Raw genomic sequence first — 12,686 nt, forward strand, 5'->3', positions numbered from 1 at the left:
TCGCGCCGCACCACCCCCGACGCGGGCCGATTCGCCATATCCGACGGCTGGTCCAATGATCCAGCAGACCCAACGAAGAGACGGCCACCTCGGACGTGTCCGAGGTGGCCGTCTGATCGCGAACCGCGCGTCAGCCCTTCAGGAGCTGCCGCGCCATCACGATGCGCTGCACCTGGTTGGTGCCCTCGTAGATCTGGGTGATCTTGGCGTCACGCATCATCCGCTCGACGGGGTAGTCCCGCGTGTAGCCGTAACCGCCGAGCAACTGCACCGCATCGGTGGTGATCTCCATGGCCGCGTCCGAGGCGAAGCACTTGGCCGCCGCGCCGAAGTAGGTGAGGTCCGCGTCGCCCCGCTCGGACCTGCCGGCGGCCGCGTACGTGAGCTGCCGGGCCGCCTCCAGCTTCATGCCCATGTCGGCGAGCATGAACTGGATGCCCTGGAACTCCGCCACCGCCTTGCCGAACTGTCGACGCTCGGCCACGTACCCCTTGGCGTAGTCGAGCGCGCCCTGCGCGATCCCGACGGCCTGCGCGGCGATGGTGACCCGGGTGTGGTCCAGGGTCGTCATCGCGGTGGCGAAGCCGGTGCCCTCCGCGCCGATCATCCGGTCGGCGGGAATCCGCACGTTGTCGAGGTAGACCTCGCGGGTGGGCGAGCCCTTGACGCCGAGCTTCTTCTCCGGTGCGCCGAAGCTCACACCGGCGTCGGACTTCTCCACCACGAAGGCCGAGATGCCCCGGGAACGGGCCGCCGGGTCGGTGACGGCGAAGACGGTGTAGAAATCGGAGACGCCCGCGTTGGTGATCCACCGCTTCACGCCGTTGAGCACCCAGTGATCCCCGTCACGCGCCGCCCGGGTCGTCATCGAGGCGGCGTCGCTGCCCGCCTCCGGCTCGGAGAGGCAGTACGAGAACATCGCCTCCCCGGCCGCGACCGGAGTCAGGTAGCGGCGCTTGAGCTCCTCGGAACCGGACAACAACAGCGGCATGGTGCCGAGCTTGTTCACCGCAGGGATCAGCGAGGAGGACGCACAGGCGGCGGCCACCTCCTCGATCACGATGGCCGTGGCCAGCGCGTCAGCGCCCGCGCCGCCGTACTCCTCGGGGATGTGCGGGGCGTGGAAGTCGGCCGCCCGCAGCGCGTCGTAGGACGCCTTGGGAAACTCCCCGGTCTCGTCGGCCTCGGCGGCGTGCGGGGCGACCTTCGCCGCGCAGACCTCACGAACCGCCTCGCGGATGGCCTGGTGCTCCTCGGGCAACCGGTAGACGTCGAACAACTCGCCTGCGGCCATGTTGGGCCCCTCCCCTTCACCGCTATCATGCGCAGTCTGTGACGACTCCTGACCGCCGACCGCGCAGACTGAAGACTACCGACTGCAGTTCAGGTGATGTTACCGGCGCGTAGGTATGGGCATGGGGGTGCACCCACGCCGCTGGGCGATGATGGAAGACAACAGTGAGCCACCCCTCCGGTGCCCGGCCAGGCGCCGCAGCAGAATGCGACGCGACGACGCGCCGCCAGTGCGAGCGGAGAAGACAGGCGTGACGATCCCCTACCCCACCATCCAGCCGACCCCCGCCATCGCCGCGGTCGCACCGCCCTCGGGCGCGCCTCGACCGCGGGTGACGTTCCTGGGGACCGGCTACCTCGGTGCGACGTACGCCATCTGCTACGCCGAGCTGGGCTACGACGTGCTCGGGTTCGACGTCGACGCCGACAAGATCGCGATGCTGAACGCCGGACAGGTGCCGATCCACGAGCCCGGCCTGGACGAGCTGCTGCGGCGCAACCTCGCCGCCGGTCGCCTCCGGTTCAGCACCGACATCGCCGAGACCGCCGACTTCGGTGACGTGCACTTCATCTGCGTGGGCACCCCACAGCGGGCCGACGGGATGGGCGCCGACCTGTCGTACGTCGAGGCGTCGGTGACCAGCCTCGCGCAGCACCTCACCCGCAAGGCGCTCATCGTCGGCAAGTCCACCGTGCCGGTCGGCACCGCCGACTGGGTGGAGCAACTGGTCGGCAAGCACACCCCCCACGACCTGGGCGTCGAGGTGGCGTGGAGCCCCGAGTTCCTGCAGGAGGGCTTCGCCGTCGACGACGTCCTGCGCCCCAACCGGATCGTGGTCGGCGTGAAGAGCGAGTGGGCCAACGGCATGCTCTACGCCGCGCACAAGGGCGTGTTCGACCTGGCCGCCACCGAGGACCGCGAGGTGCCGCTGGTGGTCACCGACTTCGCCACCGCCGAGCTGGTCAAGGTCGCCGCGAACGCCTTCCTGGCCACCAAGATCTCCTTCATCAACGCGATGGCCGAGGTGTGCGAGGCCTCCGGTGGCGATGTCAGCCAGCTCGCCCGCGCGATCGGCTACGACCCACGGATCGGCAACCGGTTCCTCCAGGCCGGCCTCGGCTTCGGCGGCGCCTGCCTGCCCAAGGACATCCGGGCCTTCCAGGCCCGCGCCCAGGAGCTGGGTGCCGGCGAGGCGCTGCGCTTCCTGCACGAGGTCGACCTGATCAACCTGCGCCGTCGTACCCGGGTGTTGCAACTCGCCTCGGATCTGCTCGGCCGCCGCTCCGGTCCGGCCGGTCCGGACTTCTCCGGCACCCGGATCGCCGTGCTCGGTGCGACCTTCAAGCCCAACACCGACGACGTCCGCGACGCTCCGGCGCTCGCCGTCGCCGCGCTGTTGCACAAGGCCGGCGCCGAGGTGCACGTGTACGACCCGCAGGGCACCGAGAACGCCCGCCGCGCGGTGCCCGAGCTGACCTACGAGACCGGCATCAACGAGGCGGTCACCGGGGCGGACCTGGTCTGCGTCCTCACCGAGTGGGCCGACTTCCGCAACGCCGACCCGGTCGCCCTCGGCGAGTTGGTGAACGGTCGCAAGGTGGTCGACGGTCGAAACTGCCTCGACTCGGCGCTCTGGACCCAGGCCGGTTGGGAATACCGGGGCATGGGCCGCCCCTGATCGGAGCACTCCCGCCGGTCGGCCACCGAACCTCTCGGTGGCCGGCCGGTGTCGTTGTTTGCCCCGGACCCGCCGACAACAGTCGAAATCCGGGCCAGCTTTGGGCATGCTGCGACAGTGGAAGTCCACAGTGCGGGTGGAGGGGTGTCGTGGCGAACTTTCAATGCTCCTCGTGCGGCCGGGAGATCAAGCCGGCCGTCCACTGCCCACACTGCGGGGCTGACCAGCCGCAATGGGTAGAACACCTGGCGGACATCGAGCGTTCCATAGCGGAGATGAAGGCGCGCGACGCCGCCATCGCCCGCGAGCAGCGGCAGATCGCCGCGAAGATGCAGGCCGCGCTCTTCCAGCGGGACATCCTCGCGCACGCCGGTGAGGAGCGGCTCAAGCAGGCCACCCGGCCCCGCCGGGTGCTCCGCCGCCGCCCCGGCCGGCGGCCACCGACCGCCGGCACGTCGGCGCCACCCCGGGTGCCCCGCCAGGGCACCCCGGCCGCCCCCGCGGACCCGCCCCCGCCGGGGCCGAGCTGGCTGGACGCTGACGATCCGGCGCACCCGCCGGAGGCCTCGTCGCGCGAGGTGCAGAACATCCCCCTCGGGCTCGGCGCGTTGCTGCTCGCGGTGGCCGCGGTGGTCTTCGCCGCGGTCGCCACCAGCTCGATGGACGCGCTGGCCCGGCTCGGCATCCTGGTCCTGGCCACGGTGCTGATGTTGCTCGCCCCACCGGCGCTGGCCCGGCGCGGGCTCACCTCCACCGCCGAGACCATCGCCGCGGTGGGCCTGCTGCTGGTGCCGCTCGCCGGCAACGCCCTCTGGGCCGTGGACCGGATCGGCGCCGGCGGCGCCTCCGGCACTGTCTTCGCCGGGGTGCTCTTCGCGGTCACCGCCGCCGTCGCCCTCGGGTACGCCGGCTGGACCGGTCTGCGCGCACCCCGGTTCGCCACAGTGCTCGCCGCGCAGCCGGTGCTGCCGCTGTTGGCGTACGACCAGGTCACCGGTCCGGGCGGCTGGGCTCTGGTGCTGGCCCTGGTCGCCCTCATCGACCTCTGGCTGGCCCGTTCCGGGGTGACCCTGGAACGCCCCGTCCGGCAGGACGTGCCATCGACGGGCACCACCTCGGCGCCCCGCCCGCGCAGCGCCGAGACCCGGCCGGAGGGCGACCCGGAGGAGGCCGGCGAGCTGATCGACGCCGGCGCGGGTTCCGCCGACACCCGGCCGACCCGCCCCGTCCCCGGGCTGGGCGAGCTGACCTGGGTGCTGCACGCGGTGGCGGTCGCGGTCGCGCTGGCGTACGCGGTCACCGCCCTGCTCCGGGCGCAGACCGTGCCGACCGCCACCGGGGCCGGGGTGGTGCTGCTGCTGGCCGCCACGATCGGGCTGGCCGGCGCGCTGGTGCTGCGTCGCCCGCCGCTGCCCGACGTCGCGGCAGGCATCGTCACGCTTGCCGTGATCGGGGCGCTGAGCCGGATCGCCTCGGTGGCCGTCCCGGGCCGGGCACTGCTGCTGATCGCCGCTGTCATCACGGTGACCGGGCTGGCCGTGCGTGCGGTCCCCGAGGCGGCCCGACGTGGCCCGCAGCTCGCCTCGGCGGTGGCGCTTACCGTCAGCGGGCTGGTGGTCGCCGGTGGCGCGCTGCGCGCCGGGGTGGCGCCGGTTCGGGCGGCACTGCCCGCCTGGGATGCCGACCTCGACAGTTATCCGGCCGAGTTGGCCGCCGCGGTCGGGCCGACCACGTGGCAGCTCGCGGCTGCCGCCTTCCTGCTCACCATCGCGGCGGTGCTGGCCCTGCCCACGGAGATCCGCCGGGAATTCGCGGTGGCCGGCGCGGCGCTCACCGCGTTGGCCGTGCCGGCCTCGCTCGGTCTCGGTTGGGCCACGGCACCCTGGCCGATGGTGATCACCGCGATCGGCATCGGCGTGATCGGGCTCTCCGCCCGCACCGACCGGGCGGCGACGGCACACGCCATCGGGGCGGCCGTGGTGGGCCTGCTCGGCGCGGGTGCCAGCCTGTCACGCCCCACCCTCACCGCAGCGGTCCTGCTCACTCTGTTCGTGGCCGGCACGCTTGTCACGCTGGCACCCCGGATCCGGATCGCCTCGGCCGCCTCCGACACGGTCACCGCCTGGGCCGCCGGTGGCGCGGCGTTCGCGCTGCCCGGGGCGGTGGCCGCGTTCGTGGCCGCCAACGTCCCCACCGACCCGACCCCCACCCCGGCCAGCCTCCGGGAGGCGACGGTTCCGGTCCTGGCGGCAAGCTTCCTGGCGGTCTGCGCGACCCTCGGCTACGCCGCCGTCGTGCAGGTCTCCCAGCGGCGCATCCCCGCACCGCTCTCGGTGGGCACCGGGCTTGGCGCGTTGCTCGTGACCGCCGCCGCGTTCGGGGCGCCCGGCGCGACCGTCGCCGACGCCTGGGTGGGCGCGCTGCTGCTGGTCGCCGCGGTGCTGCTGTTCCTGGCCCCATCCATCGACGCCGGCCGGCGCGCCGACCTCACCCTCGACGGCTCGGACCTGGCCGCCGCAGCGGTCACCACCGCCCTGATCGCCACGCTGGTGCGGATCGGGGCGGTGCTCGCCCCGGGCGGGCAGTTGGCGATGGCCGCCGCACTGGTCCTGGTGGTCGCCGTGGGCGCACGCACCATGCCGGAGGAGTGGCGACGCGGACCGATCCTCGGTCTCGCCGCCGGCGGGCTGCTGATCGGCGTACTCGCCGGTTGGTCGGCGGTGCGCGGTGGGGTCGGCGTGCTGGCCACCCCCGGCCCGATCTGGCGGGGCGACCTGAGCGGCTGGCCGGCCTCGCCCGTCGGTGGGGCCACCTGGCAGGCACCGGTCGCGCTGGCACTGTTGGCCCTCGCCGCCGGCATCCTGCTCCCGCCGCCCTGGCGGTGGGACGTGTCCGGCGGGGCCGTGGTGCTCGCCACTATCGGCGCCCCGGCCGCGTTCGATCTGGCCTGGTGGTCGCCGGTCCTGGTCGGCGGGATGGTCGCCACCGTGTACGGGATGGCCGCGGTGGCCACCGAGGAGCCACGCGCCGCGCTGTCCCGGGCCACAGTGGCCGGGGTGGTCGCGCTGCACGCCGCCGGAGCCGGCCTGGTCCGGCCCTGGACGACGGCGCTGGCCCTGGGCAGCATCGCGCTCATCGGGGTGGTGGTGGCGACGCTGGCCCGCGTGCTGGCCGGCCCACAGGTGACCGACATCGACACCGAGGGGATGCCACCGCACCTGGTGCAGATCGGTGGCGCGGCGATCGGTGCCGCGCTGCTGGCCCTCCCCGGAGCGGTGGCGGCGCTTGCCGCCGAATTCGACAACTCGGCGCAGGTGGTGCTGACCGCCGCGCTTGCCGCGTCCAGCCTCGGTCTGGCCGCCGTGGCCGCGGTCCGCCGGCAGGTGCCGCAATACCTGCCCTGGGTCAGCGTCGCGGTGGTCGGCGGGGCCAGCATCAGCGCTCTCGCCGCCATCCCCACCGGCCTCCCGGCGGGCGTCTACGCGGCCGCCGCCGCCCTGCTCGGCGTGTTGGCCGAGCTGATCCGAGCGGCCACCGTGCCGCCCACCGGCTCCGCCCAGCCGGTCCGACGCTGGGCGGTACGGCTCGACGGGGCACTGCGGCGACTGCCGGACGATCCGCAGCGGCGTCGGTGGCGGGTCAACCCGGCTGCGGGCGCACTTGCGGCGGCGGCCCTGCCGACCGCCCTGGCCCTCGCCTCGATCGCACCGGCGCTGGTCGTCGCACTGGTCGAGCCCCACCGCACCCTGACCCGGATCTGGCAGGGCCCGCCGCCGGAGTTGCTCACCCCGCCGGCCGATGTGGTCAACCCGACGCACGTGCTGACGGCGCTGCTGCTCACCGCGACCGCGGCGCTGGCCGCCACCGGGTTCAGCGGCGGTCGGCGTTCCCGGGCCGTGCCGGTGGTGCTGCCCGGGGCGGCCGTCACCCTGCTCATCGCACCCATCGCGTTGGGCCTGGGCTGGCCCGCCAGCACCGTCGCCGCGCTCTCCGTCTTCACCATCGCGATGCTCGGTCTCGCGCTTACCCCGCCGCCGCCGCTCGCCGAACGGGCCCGTTCGCTACGGCTGGCCCGGGTGCTGGTGTTCGTCATCGGTCTGGCCGGCGGCAGCGCCGGGCTGGCCGGCAGCCTGGCCGACCGGCAGCTGACCCTGTTCACCCTGGGCAGCGGTGTCGGGGTGGGCGCGGTCGGGGCGCTGTTCGGCACCACCCAGCGGGCGCGCATCCTCGGCTGGCTCTTCGCCTCCCTCATGGCGCAGCTCTTCGTCCTCACCGCCGGTCTGGTCGCCGGGCTGGCCGCGGTCTGGTCCGCGTTCGGGGTGCTCGCGGTCGGGGCGGTCCTGCAGGTGCTCGCCGCGACCCTGCCCCGGCTGCGCCGCCCCGAGGCGCAGCGGGAAGCATCCACTGTGGAGTGGACTGGTTACGCTGCCGCGCTGATCGCGTTGGCCCTGGCCTTCGACTCGCCGCGACACATCGCCGCCCTGCTCGCCGCCTGGGGTGCGGTCCTCGGTGTCGCGGCGACCCGGCCCGGCCGCCGCCCGGTGGAACGCCGGATCCTGTTCTGGGCCGTGGTGGTCTGCGAGATCACCGCGTGGTGGATCCTGATGCGGGTCGCCAACGTGGCGCTGCCCGAGGCGTACACGCTGCCGTTCGCCGCGTTGGCCCTGCTCGTCGGCGTCCTGGAGCTGCGCCACCGAGCGGACCTGAGCAGTTGGGTCGCGTACGGGCCGGCACTTGTCGCCGCGTTTGTCCCGACGCTGGCCATCGTGCTGGCCACCGAGTCCAGCACGGTGCGGCAGATGCTGCTGCTACTCGGCGCGGTCGCGGTGTTGATCTTCGGATCGTCCAGCCGGCAACAGGCACCGGTGATCGTCGGCGCCTCGGTCACCGCGATCGCCGCGATCCACGCACTCGTCAGCCTCGGCCCGTGGCTGGCGCTCATCCCGGTGGGCATCCTGCTACTCGTGCTCGGTGCGAGCAACGAGCGCCGCCGCCGGGCACAGGAACGCCTCCAGACCGCGCTCCGCGGCATGAGATGAACCGGAGGGCCACGGCGGGGTGGGTGCCGACGCAGGGTGAGTGGGCGCGGCTCAGGGCCCGGTTGGGTAGGGTCCGCCGAGTGATCTTTGCGGGCGCTGCTGACCGACGCGACCTACCGTGACCTCGATATCGCGGTGGCCGCTGCGCACGCCGGCAGCGGCGGTCGGGCTGCTGGCACTCGCCCTCACGCTCAGCGCCGCGACTATCTGCTACGACCTGACGAACTACGACGCGCTGTTCTACGTGCGCCCCGATGAGGCCGCCAACCGGAACGGCGTGGTGGATCTCGGCATCCAGGTCGTCATCCAGGTGACCTTGGCGGTGTGCGCGCTGAGCGTGGCTGGCTTGCTGCTGTGCATGGTGGGCCTCCTGCGCGGCCGCAGGTGGGCCCATGTGACGACCTGCATCCTGGCCACTCCGTACGCGCTCTGCGGCGGCCTGACTGTCGTCAACGATCCGGGCTCCTTCAGCAGCCAGCCGCAGCACGCATCGGCGCCGGCCTGGGTTCGCGTTGGAGACGCGCTGGCGCCGCCTCTGGTAGTAGCTGCGGCGATCGTCACGCTGATTCTGCTGTTCGTCCCGGTGGTGCACCGGCGCTTCCACCCACCGCAGATACCGGTGCGGCGCAGCTAGACGGGGCATGTGCCCGACTGTCTCCGCCGGCCACAGCCCTCGAGCCGGGGTGAGCGCCGGACCGGTGCGTTACCTGAGGCTCGCCTGGAGGGCGGCTTCCTTCTCCGCGACAAGCTTCTCCAGGTCCTGCTGGTAGGCCGCCATCCTGGCGCGCAACCCCTCGTCGGAGGCACCGAGGATCCGCACGGCGAGCAGGCCGGCGTTGCGGGCGTTGCCGATCGACACGGTGGCGACCGGGATCCCGGCCGGCATCTGCACGATGGACAGCAGCGAGTCCATGCCGTCGAGGTGCTTCAGGGGCACCGGCACGCCGATCACCGGCAGCGGCGTCACCGAGGCGACCATGCCCGGCAGCGCGGCAGCGCCCCCAGCCCCAGCGATGATCACCTGAAGGCCCCGGTCCGCGGCGGCCCGACCGTACTCGATCATTGCGACCGGAGTGCGGTGCGCCGAGATCACCCGCACCTCGTACGCCACGCCGAAATCGTCAAGCACCTCGGCGGCGGCCCGCATGGTTGGCCAGTCCGAGTCGCTGCCCATGATCAACCCGACAGTGGTCACCGTGGTCTCCTTCTCCACCGGGGCAGTCACTCCCGCCCCTCGCGCAGCCAGCGGGCGGCCCGCGCGGCGCGCGCCCGTACGTCGTCCAGGTCGTCGCCGAGCACCGTGACGTGCCCGATCTTCCGGCCGGGCCGTACCTGCTTGCCGTAGAGATGCACCTTGGCGCCGGGCTCGGCGGCGAAGAGGTGGTGCAACCGCTCGTCGATCGAGATGCCGCCCGGCTCGCCGCCGAGCACGTTCGCCATCACCACCACCGGCGCGGTGAGCCCGGTGTCGCCCATCGGGTAGTCCAGCACCGCCCGCAGGTGTTGCTCGAACTGCGAGGTCCGGGCGCCCTCGATGGTCCAGTGCCCGGAGTTGTGCGGGCGCATCGCCAGCTCGTTCACCACGATCGCGGGGCGACCGGCCTCGTCGCGCACCTCGAACAGCTCCACGGCCAGCAGGCCGATCACGCCGAGCGCGGTGGCCAGGTCGATGGCGAGTTGCTGGGCGGCGAGCGCCAACTCCTCGTCCAGGCCGGGCGCCGGGGCCAGCACCTCCACGTTGATGCCGTCGGACTGCACCGTCTCCACCACCGGGTACGCGGCCACCTGACCGAACGGCGACCGGGCGACCTGCACTGCCAACTCCCGGCGCAACGGCACCCGCTCCTCGACGATCAGCCGGGTGCCGCCGGCCAGCAGCGTGGCCGCCAGCTCGGTGGCCTGGGTGGCGTCGTCGACCATCCAGACGCCCCGGCCGTCGTAGCCGCCGCGCGCCGCCTTGAGCACCACCGGCCAGCCGACCTGCTCGCCGAAACCGACAAGGTCCGCGGGCTCACCAACCGGCCGCCACGCCGGGTTGGGCGCGCCCAGCTCGGTCAGGCGTTCCCGCATCACCTGCTTGTCCTGGGCGTGCAGCAGCGCGTCCGCCGGCGGGTAGAGGGTCACCCCTTCCGCCGCCAGCGTCCGGATGTGCTCCGAGGGCACGTGCTCGTGATCGAAGGTGACGACGTCGCAGCCCTTGGCGAAGGTGCGCAGCGCGGCCAGGTCGGTGTGGGCACCGAGCTGGACGTCGGCGGCGACAAGCGCCGCGCCGTCGTCGGGGGCGCTGGCGAGCACACGCAGTGACTGGCCGAGGGCGATCGCGGCCTGGTGGGTCATCCGGGCCAACTGGCCGCCACCCACCATGCCGACAACAGGCAGACCGGTACGGGAATCCATAGCGCGGCCAGCCTATCCGGGCCGCCGACCGGCCTACCCGGAGGGCCGGCGACCACGTCGTCGACCGGCCTGGCCACGCCGGTGCCCGGCGCGCGAGCAACTACCGGCAGTGGCCATGCGCTCAGCCCAGCTCGGCGACCAACTCCTCGACGGAAGTGACAGGCCGCTGGCAGACGAACCCCCGGCAGACGTACGCGGCGGACCGCGCGTCGACAAACGGGCGGTCCGCGAGCAGCGGCACCCCCGGCTGGTCCGGTTGCCCGGCGACGACCACCGCACCGGGCGGGGCGTGCCGGCGGGCCGCGGCCACCAGGGGGTCCCCCGCCGGGTCGTCGGTCACCACCGCGATCTCGTACGGCCCGGAGAGCAGCGCCTCGCCGACCATTGCCGCGTACCCGGTGAACCGGGGGTGCTGCCCGACGATCGGCGCGACAGTGGCGAGCGCCGCCTCGGCTGCCTCCCGGTAGCGGGTCTCACCGGTCAGCGCCGAGTACGCCACCAGAGCGGCGATCAACGCCGACCGGCCGGACGGGGTGGCGTTGTCGGTCGGGTCGGCGGGCCGGGCCACCAGCCGTTCGGCGTCGTCGGCGGTGTCGTGGAAGGCGCCACCGGGGGCGGCGAAGTGCGCCAACGCGGTGTCCAGCAGCTCGCCGGCGAGCGTGAGCCAGCGTCCCTCGCCGGTGAGCTGGTGCAGCGCGCAGAACGCCTCGGCCACACAGCCGTAGTCCTCCAGGACGCCGGCCGGCTCGCCGACCTTGCCGTCCCGGGAGACCCGGCGCAGCCGGCCGTCCACCAGGTGCACGGTGGCCAGGTGCTCAGCGGCGTCCCGCATCGCCCCGTCGGCGACGATCGTCACGCCCTCCATCAGGTTGAAGTCCTCGTCCTGCGGAGCCGCGTACAACGCGGCCACCTGGAGGAACTCGACGATGGCGGTGATCGCCAGGCCGTTCCAGGCAGCCACCACCTTGTCGTCGCGGGCCGGCTGGGGGCGGGTGTCGCGGACCGTGAGCAGCTGTCCGACCACCTGCTGCCAACGGACCCGGACCTCGGGGGCGGCGTCGTCGACGTCCCGGGCCAGCCTGAGCACGCTCATGCCGTGGTCGACGCCCTCTTTTCCGTCCGGAGTGCCGCCTTGCCGCCCGGAGAGGGAATGGAGGGCGAAGGTGCCCTCGTCGGTCACCGTGAACAGGTCGGCGGCGAACCGGCCGTCCTCCTCGCCCAGCGCCTCCACCAGCTGTGCGGGTGTCCAGGCGTAGGTGAGCCCCTCGACGCCCTCGGTGTCGGCGTCCAACGCGGACGCGAAACCCTCCCCCGGCCGGTGCAGCTCGTCGGCGAGGAACCGGGCGGTGTCCCGGGCCACCCGGCGGGCCAGCGGATCACCGGTGAGCCGCCACAGCTGGGTGTAGAGCCGCAGCAGCAGCGCGTTGTCGTAGAGCATCTTCTCGAAGTGCGGCACCGTCCAGTGCGCGTCCACCGAGTAGCGAGCGAAGCCGCCGGCGAGCTGGTCGTAGATGCCACCACGGGCCATCGCCTCGGCGGTGTGGCGGGTGATCTCCAGGCTGCGTGGGTCGCCGGTGCGCTGGTGGTGGCGCAGCAGGAAGAGCAGGTTCATGTGTGGTGGGAACTTCGGGGCGCCGCCGAAGCCGCCGTTCGTCGCGTCGTACTCGACGGCCAGCCGGCCGGCCGCGGCATCGAGCAGCGGCGCGTCAAGCGGGGCGGTGGGGCCACCCACTGCCTGCGCGCCGCCGATCGCCTCGACCACCGCGGCGCCCTGGCGCAGCACCTCCTCGCGCTGCTCCCGCCAGGCGGTGGTGACCGACTGGAGCAACTGGACGAAGTTCGGTCGCGGAAAGTAGGTGCCGCAGAAGAATGGGGTGCCGTCGGGGGCGGCGAAGACGGTCATCGGCCAGCCGCCCTGGCCGGTCATCGCCTGGGTCGCGGTCATGTAGACCGCGTCCACGTCCGGGCGCTCCTCGCGATCCACCTTGATCGATACGAAGTTGTCGTTCAGCAGGGCTGCGACCTGCTCGTTCTCGAACGACTCGTGGGCCATCACGTGACACCAGTGACAACTCGAATACCCAACCGAGATGAGCACCGGAACGTCGCGCCGCTTCGCCTCGGCGAACGCCTCCTCCGACCAGGGCCACCAGTCGACCGGGTTGTCGGCGTGCTGAAGCAGGTACGGGCTGGTGGCGTCGACGAGTCGGTTCACGTCACGACCATAACCAGCCCCGGCGCGCACCGCGCGGGCTCCACCGGACGTCCGCTACCCGGT

General features: G+C 73.1%; 7 protein-coding genes. 3 read left to right on the forward strand and 4 right to left on the reverse strand.

All coding sequences use genetic code 11. The annotated features are described in order from the left end of the window. Positions 1–130 precede the first annotated feature (130 nt). Positions 131–1,294 carry an acyl-CoA dehydrogenase family protein gene (locus AB0B85_RS04420; protein ID WP_357403470.1) on the reverse strand — a complete coding sequence of 388 codons (1,164 nt, stop codon included), beginning with the start codon at positions 1,292–1,294 and terminating at the stop codon, positions 131–133. Between the two features lie 250 nt (positions 1,295–1,544). Here AB0B85_RS04420 and AB0B85_RS04425 point away from each other — a divergent pair, with 250 nt between their 5' ends. From AB0B85_RS04425 to AB0B85_RS04435, 3 genes are all read left to right on the forward strand, one after another. Beyond that, a complete protein-coding gene (locus AB0B85_RS04425; protein ID WP_357403472.1) occupies positions 1,545–2,972 on the forward strand; it encodes a UDP-glucose/GDP-mannose dehydrogenase family protein in 1,428 nt (475 codons plus the stop codon). Positions 2,973–3,121: 149 nt separating this feature from the next. Then, positions 3,122–8,011 (forward strand): permease, encoded by a 4,890-nt coding sequence (locus AB0B85_RS04430; RefSeq protein ID WP_357403474.1) that lies wholly within the window; start codon positions 3,122–3,124, stop codon positions 8,009–8,011. 118 nt (positions 8,012–8,129) lie between these two features. Then, entirely contained in the window at positions 8,130–8,645 is a 516-nt protein-coding gene (locus tag AB0B85_RS04435) for a hypothetical protein (protein ID WP_357403476.1), read from the forward strand. A 69-nt stretch (positions 8,646–8,714) separates the two neighbouring features. Here the strand turns inward: AB0B85_RS04435 and purE are convergent, their stop codons facing one another. From purE to AB0B85_RS04450, 3 genes are all read right to left on the reverse strand, one after another. Then, entirely contained in the window at positions 8,715–9,206 is a 492-nt protein-coding gene (gene purE, locus AB0B85_RS04440; protein WP_357403749.1) for a 5-(carboxyamino)imidazole ribonucleotide mutase, read from the reverse strand. A gap of 26 nt (positions 9,207–9,232) precedes the next feature. Continuing rightward, positions 9,233–10,408 (reverse strand): 5-(carboxyamino)imidazole ribonucleotide synthase, encoded by a 1,176-nt coding sequence (locus AB0B85_RS04445; protein WP_357403478.1) that lies wholly within the window; start codon positions 10,406–10,408, stop codon positions 9,233–9,235. 121 nt (positions 10,409–10,529) lie between these two features. Then, positions 10,530–12,623 carry a thioredoxin domain-containing protein gene (locus AB0B85_RS04450; protein WP_357403481.1) on the reverse strand — a complete coding sequence of 698 codons (2,094 nt, stop codon included), beginning with the start codon at positions 12,621–12,623 and terminating at the stop codon, positions 10,530–10,532. Positions 12,624–12,686 lie beyond the last annotated feature (63 nt).

Origin of the sequence: Micromonospora sp. NPDC049044 (assembly GCF_040649215.1) — a bacterium.
Taxonomy (GTDB): domain Bacteria; phylum Actinomycetota; class Actinomycetes; order Mycobacteriales; family Micromonosporaceae; genus Micromonospora.